This window comes from Lampropedia aestuarii, assembly GCF_004803635.1.
In the GTDB taxonomy this organism is placed as follows: Bacteria; Pseudomonadota; Gammaproteobacteria; order Burkholderiales; family Burkholderiaceae_C; genus Lampropedia; species Lampropedia aestuarii.
Genome location: NZ_SSWX01000023.1, coordinates 1 through 20,838, shown reverse-complemented (window position 1 = coordinate 20,838; position 20,838 = coordinate 1). Strand labels below are relative to the sequence as shown.

Genomic DNA, 20,838 nt, shown 5'->3' with positions numbered 1-20,838 from the left:
AGCCTGTTCATCAAAAATTTGAACAGGCTCTTAGGTTGAAAGGTACTTTGATGGAGGCGGAGATCGCTGTCATTGCACCTATATATTAAAAAACATATAAAAAAAGAATAAAAATGTCTTTTTGTTTTATATTTGAAAGGACGAGAATCACGCCATCCAAACAATTTTAGGTTCTAAGTGGAAGGTGTTTATGACAAAAAAAATGACAAACAGCTGGAAATTGGCTGCAATAGCACTGGCCTTGTCACTCGCTGGTGGGGCAGTGCACGCACAGCAAACCTTGCTCAATGCGTCCTACGACGTGGCGCGTGAGTTCTACCGCGAGATCAACCCGGCGTTTGCCAAGCACTACAAGGAAACCACCGGCAAAGACATCAAAGTCGACCAGGCCCATGGTGGCTCAAGTGCCCAGGCCCGCGCTGTGCGCGAAGGTTTGGAGGCTGATGTCGTGACGATGAACACCACCACCGACATTGAGTTTTTGGCAGATAACAATGTGGTTGCCAAAGACTGGGAGCAGAAATTCCCCTACGACGCATCGCCCACCACGTCCACGATGCTGTTCCTGGTGCGCAATGGCAACCCTAAAAACATCAAGGACTGGGATGACCTGATCAAGCCAGGCGTAGAAGTCATCGTTGTCAACCCTAAAACCGGTGGCAATGGCCGCTATGCTTACCTGGCAGCTTGGGGCTCGGTGCTGGAAAATGGTGGCACTGAGGAGCAAGCGCGTGAATTTGTCTCCAAACTGTACAAAAACGTCCCAGTGCTGGGCAAAGGCGGGCGCGATGCGACCGCCACATTCTTGCAACGCAACATTGGCGACGTTCTGATCACGTTCGAGTCCGAAGTGCTGTCGGTCGAGCGCGAGTTTGGCAAAGGCAAGGTCGACGCGATCTACCCAAGCACCAGCGTATTGGCTGAGAACCCAGTGGCGATTGTCGAGTCGGTCGTAGCCAAAAAAGGCACGGCTGAGGCTGCCAAGGCTTACCTGGACTTCCTGTACTCCGAAGAAGGCCAGGAAATTGCCGCCCGCCATGCACTGCGCCCACGCAATGAAGAAGTGTTGGCCAAACACCCAGAGACGTTCAAGCCAGTGAATCTGTTCCGTGTGAACAAATACTTTGGTTCATTGGGTGAAGCACAGCGGGTGCACTTCAACGATGGCGGTGAGTTCGACAAACTCTACGGTGGCGCTAAGTAATCGAATAGCCCGCGGGGCTGACAGCCATTGCCTGGGCCCTGCATGTTGATGCTCTCAAGCGCGCAACGGCCGTCAAGCGAGGCGCAAGGCCACACGTCGCTAGTTGGGCCTGCACTGCGTTGACCGCCTGGTCGAAGAGCCATCACAAGTCAAAGGCGTAAAGCGCCTGTTCACCCACTCCATGCAGTGGATGAACAGGTTCTAAGGCGCCTTTGTCCATTGAGCTTGTGTAGACAGCGATCACCACCTGTTGCCCATGGCAATATGGCGGTGCAATACAGGCTCTGATTTTTAAAGCACTTGATTCTTATGTCACAACCCAATTACGCACAGCCTGCTTCGCCGCTGAGTACAGGCGAGAAGTTCCAGCGTGCAGGGCGCCCCAAGCGGGTGATTCCTGGCTTTGGCCTGACCATGGGCTACACGCTGTTCTACCTCAGCTTGATTGTCCTGATTCCGGTTTCCACGCTGATTGTCAATACCTTGCAGCTGAGTTGGCCGCAATTCTGGGAGGCCGTGAGCGCGCCCAGGGTGGTTGCATCCTATAAGCTGACCATTGGGGCCTCATTCATTGCCGCCTTGGTCAACCTGGTGTTTGGCATGTTGATCGCCTGGGTGCTGGTGCGCTACAAGTTCCCGTTCAAGCGACTGGTCGATGCCTTGGTTGACCTGCCTTTTGCCTTGCCAACGGCAGTCGCTGGTATTGCATTGACGGCTTTGCTGGCACCCAACGGGTGGGTTGGACAATATTTCCATATGATCGGCATCAAAGTGGCTTTCACCCCCATTGGTGTGACGATTGCCTTGATTTTTATTGGCTTGCCATTTGTCGTGCGCACTGTGCAGCCTGTGCTGGAAGATTTTGAGAAAGAGCTGGAAGAAGCGGCCAGCAGCCTGGGCGCCAACCGCTGGCAGATTTTTTACAAAGTGATTTTTCCAGCCATTACACCAGCCTTGTTGACCGGTTTTGCGCTGGCCTTTGCACGTGCGCTGGGTGAATATGGCTCGGTGATTTTTATTGCAGGCAATATTCCGATGGTTTCAGAGATCACGCCTTTGATCATCATTGGCAAGCTGGAGCAATATGACTATGCAGGCGCAACTGCCGTGGCCTTGGTGATGCTGCTGTTTGCGTTCATCATGCTGTTTATCATCAATGGGCTGCAAGCTTGGCAGCGCCGTGCAACCGGTGGGAGCAATAAATGACACAGACTGCACGTCCAGCCAAAGCCGTGACGACGACTGAGTCGCCGTGGGTGCGGCGCATCCTGACAGGCATTGCGCTGGCTTTCTTATTGCTGTTTTTGGTGCTGCCACTGGTGGCGGTGTTTGCCGAGGCGTTTCGCCAAGGCTATAGCGGGTTTGCTGCCGCGTTCCAGTCTGACGACACCTGGTCGGCTGTCAAGCTGACCTTGATCACAGCTGCGATTGTCGTGCCATTGAACGTGGTGTTTGGTGTGATGGCCGCCTGGTGCATTGCCAAGTACGAGTTCAAGGGCAAGGCCTTTTTGATCACCTTGATCGACTTGCCATTCTCCATCTCGCCAGTCGTCGTCGGTTTGGCCTATGTGCTGCTCTACGGCATCAATGGTTGGTTGGGCCCGCTGCTGCAAGCGCACGACATCAAGATCATTTTTGCGGTTCCAGGCATTGTGCTAGTGACCATTTTTGTGACCTTCCCATTCGTTGCACGTGAGTTGATTCCTTTGATGGAAGCACAAGGCAATGACGAGGAGCAAGCCGCGATTGTGCTGGGGGCATCGGGCTTTCGCACGTTCTGGAGCGTCACACTGCCCAACGTCAAATGGGGTTTGATCTATGGCGTGATCTTGTGTAATGCCCGTGCGATGGGGGAGTTCGGTGCGGTCTCGGTGGTCTCAGGCCATATCCGCGGCCAAACCAATACGATTCCGCTGCAGGTCGAGATTCTGTACACCGATTACCAATCGGTTGCGGCCTTCTCGGTGGCGACCTTGCTCGCTTTGCTGGCCCTGGTGACGCTGGCATTGAAAACCTGGGCCGAATGGAGCCATGAAGCCCAGCTGAAGAAAGCGGCCGAGCTGCCGCCTGAGAATCCTCATTTGCTGCGCGATGCCGATGTCTCTGTAGGCGACGAGCTGCGTCGCATCGAGTGGAGCCGTGATCCGCACGAGCCTGCAGCCAATACAAACCGTCATTGAGAGAGTGGAGTTGTTGTATGAGTATTGAAGTCAAAAATATCAGTAAGTCCTTCGGTGATTTTCACGCCCTCAAAGATGTCAGCCTGAACGTCAACTCGGGTGAGTTGATTGCACTGCTTGGCCCTTCGGGCTGTGGCAAGACCACTTTGCTGCGCATCATTGCGGGCCTGGAATCGTCGGACAGTGGCGCGGTGCTGTTTTCTGGCCATGACACCACGCATGTGCATGTGCGTGATCGCCAGGTCGGCTTCGTGTTCCAGCATTACGCGCTGTTTCGCCACATGAGCGTGTTTGACAACGTGGCCTTTGGCCTGAATGTCAAACCGCGCAGCGAACGCCCCAGTAAAGCACAAATCAAAGAGAAGGTCATGAGCCTGCTCAAACTGGTGCAACTCGACTGGTTGGCCGACCGTTTCCCCGCCCAGCTCTCGGGCGGGCAGCGCCAGCGCATTGCCTTGGCACGCGCTTTGGCGGTCGAGCCGCAGGTCTTGCTGCTCGATGAGCCCTTTGGTGCTTTGGATGCAAAGGTGCGCAAAGAGCTGCGCCGCTGGTTGCGCCGCCTGCACGAGGAATTGCATGTAACCAGCATCTTTGTCACACACGACCAGGAGGAAGCCCTGGAAGTGGCCGACCGGGTGGTCGTGATGAACAAAGGCCGGATTGAGCAGGTGGGCTCGCCGCAGCAGGTCTGGAATGACCCTGCCAGTCCGTTTGTCTACGGCTTTCTGGGTGACGTCAACCTGTTCAAGGGCCGAGCCGAAAAAGGCAGTGTCAGCCTGCAAGGCTTTGAGTTGCAAACCGATGACCAGAACCAAACCGGCGATGCGTTTGCCTATGTGCGCCCGCATGAGTTGGACGTGCTGCCCTATACCCCAGGCGCAGAAATTGGCCACAACGGCAAATCCAATGGCCTGATTGCACGCATTGACCGTGCGATTGTCGTCGGACCTGTTGCAAGGTTGGAACTTTTGTCAACAAACGCCTCTAAAGGGGCGGACAATACAACCGTGGCAGCTACCTTGATTGAAGCGCATATCGCTGCAGACAGGTTTGCCGAATTGGGCCTGCGTGAGGGAGATACTGTTTTGGTGACTCCACGACGCGCCCGCGTGTTCGTGGAAGGAACTACAACTTGACATCCCTTACCCATTTCTTTTTTGGCTCACCCCGGCGCTTGCTCGCCATTATTGCGGCCTGTAGCGCAGCATTGCTGGCGTTTGCGTTCTACCTCCAGCACAGCCTCGATCTGGATCCGTGCCCGATGTGTATTGTCCAGCGGCTGGCATTGATTGGGGTTGGTGTGACTGCCTTGATTGGCAGCCTATGGGGCCATAAAGCCTGGCTCGGTCTATGGGGCCTGATTGCCTGGGTGACTGCAGGTCTTGGCGCTTTTGTCGCCGCCAAACAAAGTTGGCTGCAATGGGATCCGCCTGAGTTTCCCAACTGTGGCCGCGATTTTTATGGCGTGCTCGAGAGCAATTTCCCATTGCGTGAAAAAATCCCCATGTTTTTCAAAGGTACGGGGGAGTGCTCTTTAGTCGATTGGTCATTTCTGGGCTTGTCGATTGCCAACTGGTCGTTCGTCGCCTTTGCCGGTTTCTTCATTGGCCTGAGCATTCTGGCCTTGCGCAAGCGCTGATCATTCACCGCTTGGCGTTGTGAATACTGCCAGCCAAACCGTGCAGCGGTTTGGCTGTTTTTTTGTACTTTGTGCTCCCTCAAGCGGTCTCAAACGGGCTTGAAGCACCATTGGCCGCTTTGGAGCGCGATCTGCCCGATTGCATCGACGCGCTGGGGTTTGAGTCGCCCGCAAGTAGGGCGGGTATGGTTGAGATGCGCAAGCGGCTGCCTGTGCCTGTGCCTGTGCCTTGCGCAACTGCGCGGAGGTGGTGAGAAGAACTTCTCAAGAAGAGGCAACTGACGCCACCAGCCCAGCACGGCACAGCGTGCGTCGCGCTGTGCCGATGCTTGTGGCTTAGAAGAAGCCCAGTTTGTTGGCGTTGTAGCTGACCAGCATGCACTTGGTTTGCTGGTAATTGCCCAAAGCCATTTTATGGGTTTCGCGGCCAATACCCGATTTTTTGTAGCCACCAAATGTCGCGTGAGCGGGGTAGGCGTGGTAGCAATTGGTCCAGACGCGGCCAGCTTGCAGCGCACGGCCCATTTGGTAGGCAATCGTGCCGTTGCGGCTCCAAACGCCAGCGCCCAAGCCATATTCGGTATCGTTCGCTATCGCAATGGCTTCGTCCATGTCTTTGAATGTGGTCAATGCCGCAACAGGGCCAAAGATTTCTTCCTGGAAGATGCGCATCTTGTTGTCGCCTTGCAAAATAGTCGGCTTGATGTAGAAGCCACCATTGAGCTCTTGCCCCAGGTTGTTGCGCTCACCACCAATCAAGGCACGCGCGCCTTCTTTCTTGCCGATGTCGATGTAGCTCAGGATCTTGTCCATTTGCAGTTGCGAGACCTGCGCGCCCACCATGGTGCTGGTGTCCAGGGGGTGGCCCAGTTTCATCTGCTCGACGCGTGATTTGGCACGTTCAATGAAAGCCTCGGCAATGGACTCTTGCACCAAGATGCGTGATGGGCAGGTACAGACCTCGCCCTGGTTCAGCGCAAACATCGCCAAACCTTCGAGTGCCTTGTCAAAGAACGCATCGTCGTGGTCCATCACGTCGGCAAAGAAAATGTTCGGGCTTTTGCCGCCCAGCTCCACGGTCGATGGAATCAGGTTGTCAGCGGCTGCATGCAAAATGCGCTGGCCCACAGGGGTGGAGCCGGTGAAGGCAATCTTGGCAATGCGTTTGCTGGTGGCCAAGGCTTCGCCCGCTTCCTTGCCAAAGCCGTTGACGATGTTGACCACTCCAGGTGGGATCAAGTCGCCAATGATTTCCATCAGGACCAGAATGGATGCTGGGGTTTGCTCCGCAGGCTTCATCACCACCGAGCAGCCAGCAGCCAGTGCTGGTGCGAGTTTCCAGGCGGCCATCAGCAATGGGAAGTTCCAGGGAATGATTTGGCCCACCACACCAATCGGCTCCTGGAAATGGTAGGCAACGGTGTACTCATCAATCTCAGAAATCGCACCTTCTTCGGCGCGCAGGCAGCCTGCAAAGTAGCGGAAATGGTCAACGGCCAGTGGCAGGTCAGCGGCCATGGTCTCGCGCAGCGGCTTGCCATTGTCGATGGTTTCGGCCACTGCCAGGGTTTGCAGGTTTTGTTCGATGCGGTCGGCGATTTTCAGCAGCAAGTTAGAGCGGTCTGCGGCTGAGGTTTTGCCCCATTTGACCTGGGCGGCATGGGCAGCATCCAGTGCGCGGTTGACGTCTTCCGCATCGGATTGGGGAATTTTGGTGAACGGCTTGCCAGTGATCGGCGACAGGTTGTCAAAGTACCGTCCTGCAGAAGGTGCTACCCATTGACCACCAATGTAGTTGCCATACTGGTTTTTGAATGGGAAAGCCAAATCCAAGTTAAAGCGTTTGAGTTCAAAGGGATCTGCCATGTCGGTCTCCTGTCATAAGGTTGAATGGTCGGTCAATGCGCTGCTGTGCTGAGTTCCAAAAAGTGGGCAGTGTTGCAGGCGCTGACTCTGTGGTATTCAATTCTTGTGCCAACACATGCAAAAAGCCAAGAGGCTTGTTTTTGTTGGTCTTTTTATTACTGCATCGCAGCAATTGGGCAGCAGCTCAAGCATCGCTGTGGTGTTGTGCAACAGTGCAGTGTTCCATTTTGTGACACTGCTGGGCCTAGTGTTTATGCTCAGAGACGCTGCGAAGTGCATTCCTATAATTGGCTAAGCCGCAATGCCTAACCACTTCAGTAAAGCAAACGTTGTGTTGTGTCAGGGGCGAATTTGCTGTTCGGAACCGATTCAGGTGATCACAAGGTTTTGGTTAATGGGGGTGGGCAAGCATTGGCATAGGAGGCAGGTATGAGGCATGAAACATCCCAATTGCAGCAAGCCAGACGCCAATGGCTGGAGCAAGGCCAGTCGATGGCAGCTGCGCTCGACGGGCGTTTGGCGCAGTCGTGGCTGCGCAGCAGCCAAGCCGGTGTTGACCCGCAAGACACACGCGATGTGCCAGATCCGATGAGTGGCAGCCGTTTGAGCGATGTGCTGGACTCCAATGTCGAGCTGCTCGCGCATGCCAAACCCGTGATGGATTTTCTCTACCACCAGATTCGCGGCAGCCGCAGCATGGTGGTGCTGGCCGATGCGCACAGCATGGTGTTGCACACGCAAGGCGACAGAGGTTTTTTGAATAAGGCGCAGCGCGTTGCCTTGAGCCAGGGCGCCTGCTGGAAAGAGAACAGCCGTGGCACGAATGCGATTGGCACAGCGCTGTTTGAGCGCATGCCGGTCAGGGTGCGAGGCGGTGAGCATTTTATGGCTCAAAACGCCTTTCTGCACTGTGCAGCAGCGCCGATCTTTACTGCACAAGGCGCGATTGCCGGTGTCATTGATATTTCGGGTGAGCCCATGGCATCGCACAGCCACAGCCTGGGCATGGCCAATATGGCTGCTCGCATGATTGAGAACAGCTGGCTCAAAGCCGCATACCCACAACATGCGCGCATCCACCTGCACCCGCGAGTCGAGGGGTTGGGCAGCGCAGCTGAGGGCATCTTGATCATGCGCGATGACGGCTGCCTGATAGGCGCCAACCAGGCTGCCATGCACATGCTGCGCCTGTCATCCAGTGATTTTTCATCGACTATTTTGCAAGAGCGTTTGCAACACCGCTTGCAAGTCCATCTGCACAACCGTGCGCCTGCAGAAGTGGCGGCACTGCGCTTGCCGGGCGGGCAGCGCCTGTTTTTCTGTGTTCACAGTGGGCACACGCAGCTATTTGCCGCGTCCCTGGCCGATGGTATGGAGACCCCAGCTACCGTGGCGGGGTCGAGCACCGAGGCTGTGCCATCGCCTGCAGTGCAGGCCGATGCCAGCAAACCACAGACTGAGGCTGCATTGCAGCCAGCTGATGCGTTGGCCCAGTTGGATACTGGCGATGCGCAATGGCGCGCGGTGGTGGCCAAAGTCCGCCGCATTGTGCACAGCAATGTGCCGCTGCTGATTCAAGGCGAGTCTGGCACTGGCAAAGAAGTGCTGGCCCGCGCAGCCCATGACAGTGGCCCGCGCCGCAACAAGCCGTTTGTCGCCATCAATTGCGCAGCCATTCCCGAGTCATTGATTGAGTCGGAGCTGTTTGGCTATGCGCCTGGTGCGTATACCGGTGCTTTGCGCGCAGGCAGTCTGGGGCGTATCCGTGAGGCCGATGGTGGCACGCTGTTCCTCGATGAAATTGGCGACATGCCACTGGCCCTGCAAACGCGTTTGCTGCGGGTGCTGCAAGAGCGCACGGTCAGCCCTTTGGGGGGCGACAGCGTCAAAGTCGATTTTGCCGTGATCAGCGCAACCCATTGCAGGCTGCAGGACGCGGTGGCACAAGGGCGTTTTCGCGCCGACTTGTTCTACCGCATCAATGGATTCAATGTGCAGCTGCCTGCATTGCGCGAGCGCAGCGACTGGCCAGCCTTGTGGCAGCGTCTGCTGGCGAGCCACCAAGCCCCTGAGGGCACGCAATTGGCCCCGGATTTGGAGGCGGCGATGCAGCGCTATGACTGGCCAGGCAATATCCGGCAATTGGCCAACACCGTACAAACTGCCTGTGCCCTGCTGCAGGGCGACGAGCGGGTGATTGATTGGCCGCATGTGGCCGACGACATGCGCATGGCTTTGCAGAAATCCGAGTCGCATTGGTCGCCGGTGGAGCGCCGCTACCATGCGGCGGCGCAGGCTCAAGCTCAGGGCGGCGATGAAGACCTGCTGTTTGGTGCTGCCGCCAGTCCAGCCAGACCTATCAAGCAACAAACCCAGCAGGCTATTGCAGCGGCCATGCTGGCATTCAATGGCAATGTCTCCCAGGTGGCCAGGCAATTGGGCGTGAGTCGGCAAACCATTTACCGTTATTTGCGGCCGACGAAGTCAGCGGGCTAGTCCGTCTGCACGTTTGGCCGACGACTATCCCACGACTGGCCATTTGCTAGCCATGAAAAAAGCCACCCCTGCCCATTGTCTATGACGGGCAGGGGTGGCTTTGTCAGCTGTTAGTTGGCGTCAAACGGCCATCGGTTGTGGTGCTTACAGCATTTTCGCAGGCAGCCAAGTCACAAAGCCAGGGAAGAACCAAAGCAGGACCAGGGCAAAGACCATCAAGAAGAAGTACGGTGCGCAGACCTTGGCGATGTAGGTAATTTCCTTGCCCGTCATGCTTTGCAGCACAAACAGGTTAAAGCCCACCGGCGGTGTGATTTGGGCGGTCTCGACGGTGATCACCAGGAAGATACCAAACCACAATGGGTCAATACCAGCAGCCTTGATGATGGGCAGCACCACGGCCATGGTCAGCACAATGGTTGAGATACCATCCAAGAAGCAGCCAATCAGGATGTAGAAAATGCCCAGCACGATGATCAGCATTTCGGGCGACAGATTCAAACTACCGACGTAGGTGGCCAATTGGCGTGGCAGGCCGATATAGCCCATCGACAAAGTCATGAATGCCGCACCAGCCAAGATCAGCGCAATCATGCAGTACAGGCGTGTGGCCCCCAGCAGAGATTCGCTAAAGCTTTTCCACGTCAATGCGCCTTGCGATGCTGACAAAATCAAGGCGCCAACTACCCCCACAGCCGCCGCTTCAGTGGCAGTCGCAATGCCGGTGTAAATGCTGGCAATCACGCTGGCAATCAACAGCACCACCGGGATCAAGTGTCTGGTTTCGTAGATTTTTTGTTTGAAACTCAGGTTATCTTCGGCTTTGGGGACTTTTCCAGGGTTGAGCAAGGCCCAGCCCATGATCCAGCCAGAAAACAGAACAGCCAGCAAAATACCGGGCAACACACCGGCCATGAACAGCTTGGAGATGGATACCTCAGCGGCTACGCCATACACGATCAGGATGATCGAGGGCGGGATCAGCAGGCCCAAGGTCGAGGGCCCCCCCAGGGAGCCGATGATTTGTGCATCGGGGTAGCCACGTTTGCGCATCTCGGGAATATTCATCTTGCCCACGGTCGCGCAAGTAGCGGCTGAGGAGCCGGATACGGAGGCAAAAATCGTGCAGCCAATCACATTGGTGTGCAGCAGGCGGCCTGGCAAGGCATTGACCCAAGGGGCCAGACCCTTGAACATGTTCTCGGACAAATTCGTGCGGTACAAAATCTCGCCCATCCACACAAACAAGGGCAGGGCGGTGAGGGTCCAGCTACTGGCCGAGCCCCAAATGGTCATGGCCATGGCGTCGCCCGCGGGGCGGCCAGTCAGTACCTCCATGCCAAACCAGGCGACACCGGCCAAGGTCAGGCCAACCCATACGCCACCTGCCAATAAGGCGAACAAGACGACTAGCAAGGTGATGCTAATGGTTATTTCATTCATGGGTCAGCTCCTCAAGGCTGATTTCACCAGCATCGGTGCTGCGGCCCTTGTTGAGCAGCTCCAGCACCCATTCGTCGACAAAGGCGATAAAGAAAATCAAAGTACCAACGGCCATCACCAGTTGCGGAATCCACATGGGTGTGGCATCAATGCCGGTAGAGATATCGTTGAACTGGTAGGACTCCCACACCAGTCTGGCCGAATAAAAGGCCAAAAAACCGGACAGCAAAACGGCAATCGACAATGCCAGCAACTCCAGGCCTTTGCGTGGCCCGCCCTTGAGCATGCCCAGCACCAAAGTCACTCGGATATGCTCGCCCTTTTTCAAGGTACTGGCCAGCGCCATAAAGCCAGCGCCGGCCATGGCGTATCCGGCGTAGGCATCGGTGCCTGGGGCTGAAAAACTGAACAAGCGACTCACGATGGTGAGCAACACCATCACCAATACGCCAACCATGGAAAGACCTGCCAACCATCCGCTGGTGGTGTAGAGGCCGTTGAGAAATGTCCGCACTGCAATACTCCTTTGCGTGGAATCTGGTGGCGTCTGATGCTGCGCAGACAAAGGCAGCGTTGGCAAACACATAAACCCCATGCACCCATGGGGCTGAGAGCGCAAACACGCATCTCAGATGCACTCAGCCAACGCTGCTGGCGCTGCGACAGACGCGCGACGCAGATGCCTTATTTGCTGGCCTTGTAAGCCTCAATCAAGGCCTGACCATCGGCACCTGCAATGCCCACCCACTCAGTCACCACTGTCTCGCCCACTTTGGCCAGATCGGCTTTGAGTTGTGCGCTAGGCTCCTCAATCTTCATGCCTGCGTCTTTCATGGTTGCAATTGATTTGGCATTCACTTCTTGTGAGCGCTTCCAGCCGCGCTCTTCTGCTTCAGCAGCGGCCTTCATCACCGCCTCTTGCGTTGCAGCATCCAGGCGGCTGAAGGCACGCTTGTTGGCGACTACGGCGTTTTTAGGAATCCAGGCCTGTACGTTGTAGTAGTGGCTCAGGTTTTCGTAGAGTTTGTTGTCTGCGCCAGTCGCGCTGGAGGTGATCAAGCCTTCCACCACACCGGTGGCCAACGCCTGTGACAGTTCCGCTTCTTGGATGGTCACGGGCTGAGCACCAATCAGCTCGCCAATGCGGGCCGTTGTTGGGCTGTACACACGCCACTTCATGCCTTTGAGGTCGGCCACAGATTCAATCGGTTTTTTGGTGTAGATGCCTTGTGGCGGCCAAGCGACTGAATACAGCAGGACCAGGCCTTGCTCGTCCAGTTTTTTCTGCAGCATGGGTTTTTGCGCTTGGTAGAGCTTGTAGGCGTCTTCATAGCTGGAAGCCAGGAATGGCAAGCCATCGGCGCCAAACGAAGGCCATTCGTTTTGGAAGCTCACCAGGAAGAACTCGCCAGCCTGGGCTTGGCCGCCTTGTGTGGCACGCTTGATTTCTGGTGCCTTGAACAACGAGGCGCCTGGGTGCACGGTGATCTGCAACTCGTTGTTGGTGCCCGCTGCCACATCTTTGCTGAACTCCACCAGATTCTCTGTGTGGAAGTTGAAGGCCGGATAGGCTGAGGCCAGATCCCATTTGGTTTGCGCCTGTGCGCTGAAGCTGGCGCCCATGGCGGCAATCAATGTGGCAGTCGCCAGGAGGGTGCGTCTTTTCATGGTGTTTCCTTCGCGGTTTCAAAAGCTAATAAGAGCGAGAACGGGGCGCAGACGCCATCTGGCGTCTGCCAGTCAATCAGGTAGTAGTGGATGCGACAAACTGCATCCATGAACCAGGCTGGCTGACATAACGAATTAATTGTTTGCAAATGCAGCGGACTTCTCCAATCATGCACCATCGCTGTTGGCAGCACCATCATGACAATTTGTCATTTGGCCAATGGCGATCGCATGAACAACACGCAAGCAATTAAAATGCCATGCAAAATTATCACGATATTTTGACAATGTCGATTAGGGTAATCAACAATGCGGTAAATTTCGTAGAAGATATATTTACGTTATGTTCATTGTTTTCGACGATATTGTTCAACCAAAAATGGTGCGCCTATGATTTGGCAGCGTGCAATCATGCTGCGTTTTGGTGCGTTGGCTGGCTGGCTTGCGTGCGTAGCGCGCTGTGTGTGTGGCTGGGCTGGGGCATGGATGCCGCCACTGGCCCTGCGACTGGATGCTGGCATGCGCCGCAATGCCCAGCATGCGCGCGCATGCACGCTGGGCGCGGCGCGGGCGCGGCGCGCGTCCTGTTCAGCTGACTTGTCGTGCGTAAACGGCCAGGACCATGCGCTCGGACTGGTTCAGGTAGTCCTCCAGCGTCTTGGCCGCGATACTGGGGCTGCTGGTCTCAAACAGGCCCAGCAAGTTGATGTTCTGTTCCACGTAGGGCGCGTGCAAGTATTCGGCGTCGTCGAGCAGGCCAAAGGCCAGGCGAAGCTCTGCGGCAATGTCAGAGAACATGGCCGACAACCTTTCGCTGTCGGCCAAGGCCACGATGCCCGCATGAAAAGCCATATTGGCAGAACCCACGGCAATCCAGTCGCCCAGCTCGCGCGCGGCCTGGGCATGCTCAACGGCTTCTTTCATTTGCTTGTGCGCCGGGTGGCGCGGCCAGGCCTGGGCCAGGGCCGTGCACTCAATCAAACGGCGCACGCGGTAGATGTCAATGATGTCGCCCATGCTGGGCACGACCACCGAGACGCCTTTGTTGGGTTCGTGGTGCAGCAAGCCCTCTTTGATCAAGATACGAAACACTTCTCGCAAGGTATTGCGGGAAATATCCAGCTGCTCACTCAGTGCCGCCTCGGACAGGTGTTGTCCAGCGCGCAGCTCGCCCAGGATCAGTTTTTGGCGAATTTGTTCAGCCACCGATTCGGTCAGGCTGGCTGGGGGAATAGGGTTGTTGAAGTGGCGAGGGCTCATAGCTCCATTGGTAGAAAAATGGGTCGCGGACAAAACAGTTTTACAGCGATGTGCTCAAACCGAGTATAGAGATTGCTCAACAATATTTATTGCGTTGTCTATCTGACGCATCATCTTAGGGAATTGACATGGATTTGAACAGTGATTTAGGCGAGAGTTTTGGGGCTTGGCGCATGGGCGACGATGCCACGATGCTGGAAGTTGTCACCAGCGCCAATGTGGCCTGCGGCTTTCATGCCGGCGACCCAACCGGCATCCTGAACACTTTGCGTGCCGCAGCCAGCCGTGGTGTAGTTGTAGGCGCGCATGTGGGCTACCCCGATTTGGTCGGTTTCGGTCGGCGCAACATGGACCCGAGCAGCGCCGAGTTGGTGGCCGATGTGGTCTACCAGATAGGCGCCTTGCAAGGCCTGGCCACAGCAGCGGGTACCCAAGTGCGCTACGTGAAGCCACATGGCGCGCTCTACAACACCATCGCCTACGACAAGCGCCAGGCGAGCGATGTCATTGAAGGCATTTTGGCGATTGACCCCTCGCTGGTGTTGATGGGCCTGGCCGGTACACCTGTTTTGCAATGGGCGCAGGAGCGCGGTTTGGCCACCGTCGCTGAAGCCTTTGCTGACCGTGCCTATACGCCTGAAGGCAGCTTGGTTTCGCGCCGGGAAAAAGCGGCAGTCTTGCATGACCCTGAGATCGTTGGACAGCGCATGGTGCGTTTGGTCGAGACCGGCAAAATCCAGGCCATTGATGGCAGCCTGATTGCGTTGCAGGCCGACTCCATTTGCGTCCATGGCGACAGCCCTGGCGCAGTGGCAATGGCCCAGCAAGTGCGCCAGCAGCTCGAAGCCGCTGGTGTGAGCCTGAAGTCCTTTGTCGCAGGTAGCAGCTTATGAGCGCACGGTGTTTGCCTGCCAGCGATCGCGCCATTTTGATTGAGCTGCCTGACTTGGCCAAGACTTTGGCCTTGTTTGAGGCTTTGCAGTCCGATCGACCAGTCGGCGTAGAGGAAATGGTGCCCGCTGCGTGCACGATTTTGATCGAGTTTGCACCATACGCCACCACTGCAGCGCGCATCTGGCAGCACGTACAGCGGTTGCTGGCGCGTTGGGACGCCGAAGCTCAAGCGCAGGCCCAAGGCAGCGCCGCTGCAAAGCAGGCATTGCACAGCCGTTTGGTCGAGATTCCCGTGGTTTATGACGGCGCTGATTTAAGCAGCTTGGCCCAGTTGCTGGACATTGACACCACAGAATTGATTGCGCGGCATACCGGTGCCGAATACCAGGCTGCCTTCGCTGGTTTTGCGCCGGGTTTTGTGTACCTGGCAGGCGGCCATGCCAGCTTTGACAAAGTGCCGCGCCTGCCATCACCGCGCACCAAGGTGCCGGCCGGCTCGGTGGCAATGGGGGGGCATTTCAGTGCGGTCTACCCCAAAGACAGCCCAGGCGGTTGGCAGCTGATCGGCACCACGCCTGTGGCGATGTGGGATTTGAGCCGAGCCGAACCGGCCTTGGTGCAGCCTGGTTTTCGGGTGCGCTTTGTCGATGTGACGCGGGCCTCGCAATCGACGGTCTTTTTACCTGCGAAGTCCGGCGCCGCGCCAGCACAACCACCAGAGTCAGCAGCCAAAGCATCAACCACTGGCAGTGCCCTGACTATCAAGGCCGCTGGCCTGCAAACCGTGTTCCAGGATTTGGGCCGCCTGGGCCAAACTGGCATGGGCGTTTCGGTCTCTGGCGCGCTGGATCGCCAGTCGATGCGTACAGCCAACCGTTTGGTTGGCAACCCGACGGGCACGGCAGTGCTGGAGAACGTGATGGGGGGCATGCACTGGCAATGCCAGGGCAGTGCGGTACTGGCCATTACAGGCGCGCGCGTGGCCATTGAGGTCACGACCGCGCAAGGCCAGCGTTTTCAGCAGCCACAAGACCAGGCCTTTGCAGTGGACGATGGCGACCAGGTCCGAGTGGGCCCGAGCACGGCGGGACTGCGCTGCTATGTGGCGGTGCGCGGTGGCTTTGAGGTGCAAGCCGTCCTTGGCAGTTGTGCCACCGACACATTGGCGATGGTCGGTCCAGCTGCCGTACAGGCGGGCGATGCCGTGCAGGTTGGCCAGGCGGTGCCGGCCAACGACTTGCACGCTGTGCAATGGCCTGCGGCACACGCGGCGCGGCAATGGCCGCAAGCAGGCGAGCCCGTGTGGCTGGATTTGGTGCTGGGCCCGCGCACTGACTGGTTTGAGCCGCAGTCCTTGCAACTGCTCACTGAGCAAGTCTGGGAAGTCACTGCGCAATCGAACCGGGTTGGTATCCGTTTGCAAGGGGCACATCCATTGCTGCGCCAGGCGCAGTACCAGGGCGTCGAATTGCCCAGTGAAGGCACAGTGCTTGGCGCCGTGCAAGTTCCAGCCAATGGGCAGCCGGTGCTGTTTTTGGCCGATCACCCGCTGACCGGCGGGTATCCGGTGGTGGGGGCGGTGGCTTCGCACCACATCGATCTGGCCGGACAAGTCCCGCCTGGTGCGCAAGTGCGCTTTCGCGTTGTGCAGCCTTTTGTGGTTGAGCAATTGAATGGTTTAGAAGGAGAGTGATGATGATTCGTAAAGTATTGATTGCCAATCGCGGTGAAATCGCCGTGCGCATCGCCCGCGCTTGTGCTGACTATGGTGTGCGGTCGGTGGCCGTGTATGCGGACTCGGATGCCGATGCCTTGCATGTGCGCTTGGCCGATGAAGCCTTTGCGCTGCAAGGCACCAAGCCAGCCGAAACTTATTTGCATATTGACAAGCTATTGGACATTGCCAAACGCTGTGGCGCTGATGCGATCCACCCAGGTTACGGCTTTTTGTCCGAGCGAGCCGACTTCGCCCGCGCAGTGCTCGAAGCGGGCCTCGTCTGGATTGGCCCCAAGCCCGAGACCATTGACGCCTTGGGCGACAAGGTCGCTGCGCGCAAAATTGCCCAAGAGGTCGGCGCTCCTTTGGTCGCAGGCACCAAAGAGCCTGTCAAGGATGCCCAGGAAGTGCTGGCCTTTGCTGCCGAGCATGGCCTGCCTATTGCGATCAAGGCCGCCTATGGTGGTGGTGGCCGTGGCCTGAAAGTGGCCTGGCACATGGACGAGGTCGCTGAGCTCTACGAATCGGCAGTACGCGAAGCGATCACCGCATTTGGCCGGGGCGAATGCTTTATTGAACAATTCCTGGATAAACCACGCCATATCGAAGCCCAGGTGCTGGCCGATACACACGGCCATGTGGTGGTCGTAGGCACACGCGACTGCTCATTGCAGCGCCGCAACCAAAAGCTGGTCGAAGAAGCACCTGCACCGTTTCTCACTGACGCGCAGCGCCAACGCATTCACGCAGCCGCGCAAGCGATCTGCGCCAAAGCAGGCTATGTCAGCGCAGGCACGGTGGAGTTTTTGCTCAGCCAGGACGGTCAAATCTCGTTCCTGGAGGTCAATACCCGCTTGCAGGTTGAGCACCCGGTGACAGAGGAAACGGCCGGCATTGACCTGGTGCAAGAGCAGTTGCGTATTGCCGATGGCCTGCCGTTGTCGTTTGAGCAGGCACCTGCGCCGCGTGGGCACAGCTTTGAGTTTCGCATCAACGCCGAAGACGCAGGCCGCGGCTATCTGCCCACGCCCGGCACAATCACGCGTTTTGACGCACCCTCAGGCCCTGGAGTGCGCCTGGATACTGGCGTGACCGAGGGCAGCACCATTCCCGGCACATTTGACTCGATGATGGCCAAGCTGATCGTCACCGGCGCCACGCGTGAGCAAGCGTTGCAGCGCGCGCGGCGTGCCCTGCGTGAGTTTCAGATTGAGGGGGTGGCCAGTGTCCTGCCGTTTCACCGTGCGGTGGTGGCGGATGCCGATTTCACCGCTGAAGCAGGCTTTAAAGTCCACACCCGCTGGATTGAGACCGAATTGGCCGAGCGCATCCAGTTTGCGCCGCGCCCTGAGCCCAGCCGCGAGTCGACGCTCTACCGCACCTTCATGGAAGTCGATGGCAAGCGTGTTCAGCTGGGCCTGCCATCGCAGTTGTTGGCTGGATTGTCGAGCATGGGGGCCGCTGCTGGCGAGCAGGCACAAAATGTGGGCAATAGCAGTCAAGACGCGCAAGATTGGCCGGAGGGCAGTGTGGTTGCGCCAGTCAGCGGTTCCTTGCTGGCCTGGAAAGTGGCCGACGGCGTTGCTGTGAAAGCAGGCGAGGTGATTGCGGTGATGGAGGCCATGAAAATGGAAACCAATATCACAGCCCCCACGACTGGAGTGCTTACGCATGCCCAAGTGCAAGGGCAGATGGTGGCAGCCGGAGCACGCTTGGCATCGATTGCGTGACCAGCCTGCCTGCCTATGCAGTGAGGCTCCCAAGCAGCGACACCGCCAAATTTCGGCTCAAGGGTGTTGCTGCGTTCGTTGTGTCGTTGTGTAGGCAGATAAGCTGGTGTGCAAGGTGTGATAAGCCATTAGAACGTGTTTACAGCCTGTAAAAAAATCGTAAACACGTTCTTACGCTGAGTGCCAACCTCAAAACCCCGTGTGCTCGGTGGTGTTGGCAGCTCTGAATGCGTAGCTGCACCATGCACGCTTGTTGGGTAATGAGTAACCTGACTGATCCTTAATGAAAATCTAAATAGAAACTATTCTCAAATTTACTTTGTTTTGACATAATGCGCGCTGCAATGTCCCCTCTTACAAAAACAGGATGCGTGTATGCCCGTCAAGACAACCGATGTTCAACCACTAGCAGTCGCTTTGACCATGCTGGCACTCTCATGCAGTGCAGCAGCTCAGAGCGGTGCGTCAGCCAGTGTAGAGTCCAGTGGCCTGGCTTTGACAGAAGTCACTGTCACCGCCGATGCGCTGGATTTGGACGATAGCCGCCCCAAGTCCGTCTCGACGGCGACCAAAACCAATCTGGATACCAAAGATGTGCCGCAAACTGTCAGCACTCTGGAGGTCAGCAAATTCAAGGTTTACGGCATCAACGACTTGAGCGTCATGCTGGAGGGTGTACCAGGCGTTGACACCAATTACGACATGCGCGGTGACGGCGTGATGATTCGTGGCTTCAGCGCCGATGGCAGCGACATATACCGCGACGGCATCCGCACCAGTGGCCAAATTCGCCGCAGCACGGCCAATATCGAACGTATTGAAGTGCTCAAAGGGCCGGCCTCGGTACTGTATGGCCGCGGTGCAGGCGGCGGTGTTGTGAACATGATCAGCAAGCAGGCCAACTTTGAGTCACTCAGCAGCCTGGGCATGCGTTTGGGCTCGCATGGCAACCGTGGTGGCACCGTTGACATCAACCGTCTTGTCAGCGAGAACCTTGCAGTGCGTCTGACGGCCGATTATGAGCAGGCCGACAGCTTTCGCCGTGGCATCCAAAACCGCAACAAAATGCTCTCGCCCAGCATCGCTTACGACAATCGCCAAGGCTTGACGTGGCTGGGGCAATACACCTATGACAGCGTCTGGCGCCGCCCTGATCGCGCGCCTTCCTACAATAATTTGCCCAGCGACGTGTCCTACCGCACCGCCTATGCGCATCCGGAAGACTATGTCGAAGACACCATGCACATGTTCCGCTCGGTCTTGGGCTATGACTTTGGCAATGACTGGTCGGCCAAATGGACCTTGGGCTACCACGATGCCAACCAGGATTTTGACCATTTGTATAACGGCAGCTATTGCCAACCGGACGGCACGCGTTTGAGCAATGGCGCGGCATGCAATACACCGGGCTTGATGACGTTCACGCGTGCCTGGCAAGTGACCAATAACAAAACCTTCAGCAATGCCTTTGATGTGATTGGCAAGGCACACACCTATGGCATCGACCATGATGTGCTGATGGGGCTGGAAATCACGCAGGAAAAACGCAGCCCGGATTTGGCCACCAACCCTTATGTGGGCGGTGTTGATCCCTACAACCCAGAGTGGACCAGCAGCAAACCTGCACAGATCGCAGCCACCACATCCAACCGACACTCGGCCAAAGCCCAAGGCCTGTATGTGCAGGATTTGATCAGTTTGACTGAGCAATGGAAGATCATGGCTGGCCTGCGTTGGGAGCATTACTCGTTCAAAACCCATAACCTGATCAACAACGGGCAGCGCTCTTACAGCGGCAATGCGCTGAGTCCGCGTTTGGGCATCATGTGGCAGCCAGTGCCTGAGCACAGCATCTACGCGTCCTACAGCAAGAATTTCTCGCCCTATGGCGGGCGTGGCACGCTGGGTGTATCGGTCAATGAAGACGTGGTGTTTGATGCAGAGCCACAATACTCGCGCCAAATTGAAGTCGGTGTGAAAAGCGATTGGTTTGACAATGCATTGTCCAGCCAGTTGGCCGTCTACAACCTGGAAAAATACAATGTGCGCTACCAGCCCGATGCAGAAAATGACCCCTTCACATGGGCAATGCGGGGTGGCGAGCGCTCACGCGGTATGGAGGCGAGTCTGACTGGGCGTGTGGCAGAACACTGGTATGTTCGCAGTGGCGTTGGCCTACAAAAAGCCATTGTCAAACGCGATGTGGCAACCCCTGCAAACGAAGGCAAACAACTGAGCAATACTGCACGTAAAACAGGCAATCTGTTTGTGCGCTATGTGCCACGCAATGACCTGTATGCTGAGGTGGGCGTGACTTACCGTGGCTCGTCCTATACCAATCTGGCCAACACCAGCGAACGCCCTGGTTATGCACGCTTTGACGCCTCCATCGGCTGGCGCCCTCTGCCATGGACGGTGACCTTGGCGGTGACCAACCTCACTGACAAACGCTACTGGCGCAATAGCAGCATGCCTGGTGCACCACGCACCTTCTTGATCAGCGGCAACTATTTGTTTTAATTTTAAATTTGGTGGGTGTGTGCAAGCCAAGCCAAGCATGGTTTGTCTTGCGGGTACGCATCAAAAGGGCAGCAGCGTTTGGCGTGCTGCCCTTTCTTATGGGCATCAGACAGCTCAGAGCCTGTTGACCATCTCTACGCAGTCGCGCAAAACACCCAAAAGAGGCAGGGCGAGGCACCTGTTCGCAGCGCATACATCGTTAGGCGCAACACGCGCAACGC

General features: G+C 56.8%; 17 protein-coding genes. 11 read left to right on the top strand and 6 right to left on the bottom strand.

Annotated elements, in window-relative coordinates; translation table 11 throughout:
* The first annotated feature begins 202 nt into the window (after nucleotides 1-202).
* The 5 genes from E8K88_RS14925 to E8K88_RS14905 all read left to right on the top strand — a co-directional run bounded on the left by E8K88_RS14925 (nucleotide 203) and on the right by E8K88_RS14905 (nucleotide 5,023).
* Nucleotides 203-1,204, top strand: a complete 1,002-nt coding sequence (locus E8K88_RS14925; RefSeq protein WP_136407508.1) for a sulfate ABC transporter substrate-binding protein — start codon at nucleotides 203-205, stop codon at nucleotides 1,202-1,204.
* 309 nt (nucleotides 1,205-1,513) lie between these two features.
* On the top strand, nucleotides 1,514-2,410 hold the full coding sequence (gene cysT, locus E8K88_RS14920) for a sulfate ABC transporter permease subunit CysT (RefSeq protein ID WP_136407476.1): 897 nt from the start codon (nucleotides 1,514-1,516) through the stop codon (nucleotides 2,408-2,410).
* On the top strand, nucleotides 2,407-3,384 hold the full coding sequence (cysW, locus tag E8K88_RS14915) for a sulfate ABC transporter permease subunit CysW (protein ID WP_136407475.1): 978 nt from the start codon (nucleotides 2,407-2,409) through the stop codon (nucleotides 3,382-3,384). The genes cysT and cysW overlap by 4 nt, the downstream gene beginning before the upstream one ends.
* Nucleotides 3,385-3,401: 17 nt before the next feature.
* Nucleotides 3,402-4,520, top strand: coding sequence for a sulfate/molybdate ABC transporter ATP-binding protein (locus E8K88_RS14910; protein WP_136407474.1), 1,119 nt, complete (start codon nucleotides 3,402-3,404; stop codon nucleotides 4,518-4,520).
* Nucleotides 4,517-5,023: a disulfide bond formation protein B gene (locus E8K88_RS14905; protein WP_136407473.1), complete on the top strand. Its 507-nt coding sequence runs from the start codon at nucleotides 4,517-4,519 to the stop codon at nucleotides 5,021-5,023. The genes E8K88_RS14910 and E8K88_RS14905 overlap by 4 nt, the downstream gene beginning before the upstream one ends.
* 336 nt (nucleotides 5,024-5,359) lie before the next feature.
* On the opposite strand, the gene E8K88_RS14900 is transcribed toward E8K88_RS14905, so the two are convergent.
* Nucleotides 5,360-6,889: an aldehyde dehydrogenase family protein gene (locus tag E8K88_RS14900; RefSeq protein ID WP_136407472.1), complete on the bottom strand. Its 1,530-nt coding sequence runs from the start codon at nucleotides 6,887-6,889 to the stop codon at nucleotides 5,360-5,362.
* Nucleotides 6,890-7,318: 429 nt separating this feature from the next.
* Here E8K88_RS14900 and E8K88_RS14895 point away from each other — a divergent pair, with 429 nt between their 5' ends.
* On the top strand, nucleotides 7,319-9,385 hold the full coding sequence (locus E8K88_RS14895) for a sigma-54-dependent Fis family transcriptional regulator (protein ID WP_136407471.1): 2,067 nt from the start codon (nucleotides 7,319-7,321) through the stop codon (nucleotides 9,383-9,385).
* A gap of 144 nt (nucleotides 9,386-9,529) precedes the next feature.
* Here the strand turns inward: E8K88_RS14895 and E8K88_RS14890 are convergent, their stop codons facing one another.
* From E8K88_RS14890 to E8K88_RS14875, 4 genes are all read right to left on the bottom strand, one after another.
* Nucleotides 9,530-10,828 carry a TRAP transporter large permease gene (locus tag E8K88_RS14890; RefSeq protein WP_136407470.1) on the bottom strand — a complete coding sequence of 433 codons (1,299 nt, stop codon included), beginning with the start codon at nucleotides 10,826-10,828 and terminating at the stop codon, nucleotides 9,530-9,532.
* Entirely contained in the window at nucleotides 10,821-11,342 is a 522-nt protein-coding gene (locus E8K88_RS14885; protein WP_136407469.1) for a TRAP transporter small permease, read from the bottom strand. The genes E8K88_RS14890 and E8K88_RS14885 overlap by 8 nt, the downstream gene beginning before the upstream one ends.
* Before the next feature lie 170 nt (nucleotides 11,343-11,512).
* Nucleotides 11,513-12,496 (bottom strand): TRAP transporter substrate-binding protein, encoded by a 984-nt coding sequence (locus E8K88_RS14880; protein ID WP_136407468.1) that lies wholly within the window; start codon nucleotides 12,494-12,496, stop codon nucleotides 11,513-11,515.
* Nucleotides 12,493-12,696 (bottom strand): hypothetical protein, encoded by a 204-nt coding sequence (locus tag E8K88_RS14875; RefSeq protein WP_136407467.1) that lies wholly within the window; start codon nucleotides 12,694-12,696, stop codon nucleotides 12,493-12,495. The genes E8K88_RS14880 and E8K88_RS14875 overlap by 4 nt, the downstream gene beginning before the upstream one ends.
* Nucleotides 12,697-12,756: 60 nt before the next feature.
* Between E8K88_RS14875 and E8K88_RS14870 the strand changes: the two genes are divergently transcribed.
* The gene (locus E8K88_RS14870; RefSeq protein ID WP_136407466.1) at nucleotides 12,757-13,092 is read left to right on the top strand and encodes a hypothetical protein; all 336 of its coding nucleotides are present in this window, start codon (nucleotides 12,757-12,759) and stop codon (nucleotides 13,090-13,092) included.
* On the opposite strand, the gene E8K88_RS14865 is transcribed toward E8K88_RS14870, so the two are convergent.
* Nucleotides 13,085-13,756 carry a GntR family transcriptional regulator gene (locus E8K88_RS14865; protein ID WP_136407465.1) on the bottom strand — a complete coding sequence of 224 codons (672 nt, stop codon included), beginning with the start codon at nucleotides 13,754-13,756 and terminating at the stop codon, nucleotides 13,085-13,087. The two genes, E8K88_RS14870 and E8K88_RS14865, sit on opposite strands and share 8 nt — an antisense overlap.
* Before the next feature lie 128 nt (nucleotides 13,757-13,884).
* On the opposite strand from E8K88_RS14865, the gene E8K88_RS14860 reads away from it, so the two are divergent.
* The 4 genes from E8K88_RS14860 (at nucleotide 13,885) to E8K88_RS14845 (ending at nucleotide 20,617) form a co-directional block, all read left to right on the top strand.
* Complete coding sequence (locus tag E8K88_RS14860; protein ID WP_420813582.1) at nucleotides 13,885-14,649, top strand: LamB/YcsF family protein; 765 nt, start codon at nucleotides 13,885-13,887, stop codon at nucleotides 14,647-14,649.
* Nucleotides 14,646-16,343, top strand: coding sequence for a 5-oxoprolinase subunit B/C family protein (locus tag E8K88_RS14855; RefSeq protein ID WP_136407463.1), 1,698 nt, complete (start codon nucleotides 14,646-14,648; stop codon nucleotides 16,341-16,343). The genes E8K88_RS14860 and E8K88_RS14855 overlap by 4 nt, the downstream gene beginning before the upstream one ends.
* A gap of 2 nt (nucleotides 16,344-16,345) precedes the next feature.
* Nucleotides 16,346-18,097, top strand: coding sequence for an acetyl/propionyl/methylcrotonyl-CoA carboxylase subunit alpha (locus tag E8K88_RS14850; protein WP_420813583.1), 1,752 nt, complete (start codon nucleotides 16,346-16,348; stop codon nucleotides 18,095-18,097).
* Nucleotides 18,098-18,472: 375 nt separating this feature from the next.
* The gene (locus E8K88_RS14845; RefSeq protein WP_136407462.1) at nucleotides 18,473-20,617 is read left to right on the top strand and encodes a TonB-dependent receptor; all 2,145 of its coding nucleotides are present in this window, start codon (nucleotides 18,473-18,475) and stop codon (nucleotides 20,615-20,617) included.
* Nucleotides 20,618-20,838: the final 221 nt, after the last annotated feature.

Coding starts and splice junctions, on each gene's coding strand:
- E8K88_RS14900 (WP_136407472.1), bottom strand. CDS start 6,889: ATGGCAGATCCCTTTGAACTCAAACGCTTTAACTTGGATTTGGCTTTC.
- E8K88_RS14880 (WP_136407468.1), bottom strand. CDS start 12,496: ATGAAAAGACGCACCCTCCTGGCGACTGCCACATTGATTGCCGCCATG.
- cysT (WP_136407476.1), top strand. CDS start 1,514: ATGTCACAACCCAATTACGCACAGCCTGCTTCGCCGCTGAGTACAGGC.
- E8K88_RS14925 (WP_136407508.1), top strand. CDS start 203: ATGACAAACAGCTGGAAATTGGCTGCAATAGCACTGGCCTTGTCACTC.
- E8K88_RS14890 (WP_136407470.1), bottom strand. CDS start 10,828: ATGAATGAAATAACCATTAGCATCACCTTGCTAGTCGTCTTGTTCGCC.
- E8K88_RS14870 (WP_136407466.1), top strand. CDS start 12,757: ATGCAAAATTATCACGATATTTTGACAATGTCGATTAGGGTAATCAAC.
- E8K88_RS14895 (WP_136407471.1), top strand. CDS start 7,319: ATGAGGCATGAAACATCCCAATTGCAGCAAGCCAGACGCCAATGGCTG.
- E8K88_RS14865 (WP_136407465.1), bottom strand. CDS start 13,756: ATGAGCCCTCGCCACTTCAACAACCCTATTCCCCCAGCCAGCCTGACC.
- E8K88_RS14855 (WP_136407463.1), top strand. CDS start 14,646: ATGAGCGCACGGTGTTTGCCTGCCAGCGATCGCGCCATTTTGATTGAG.
- E8K88_RS14910 (WP_136407474.1), top strand. CDS start 3,402: ATGAGTATTGAAGTCAAAAATATCAGTAAGTCCTTCGGTGATTTTCAC.
- E8K88_RS14850 (WP_420813583.1), top strand. CDS start 16,346: ATGATTCGTAAAGTATTGATTGCCAATCGCGGTGAAATCGCCGTGCGC.
- cysW (WP_136407475.1), top strand. CDS start 2,407: ATGACACAGACTGCACGTCCAGCCAAAGCCGTGACGACGACTGAGTCG.
- E8K88_RS14860 (WP_420813582.1), top strand. CDS start 13,885: ATGGATTTGAACAGTGATTTAGGCGAGAGTTTTGGGGCTTGGCGCATG.
- E8K88_RS14875 (WP_136407467.1), bottom strand. CDS start 12,696: ATGATGGTGCTGCCAACAGCGATGGTGCATGATTGGAGAAGTCCGCTG.
- E8K88_RS14845 (WP_136407462.1), top strand. CDS start 18,473: ATGCCCGTCAAGACAACCGATGTTCAACCACTAGCAGTCGCTTTGACC.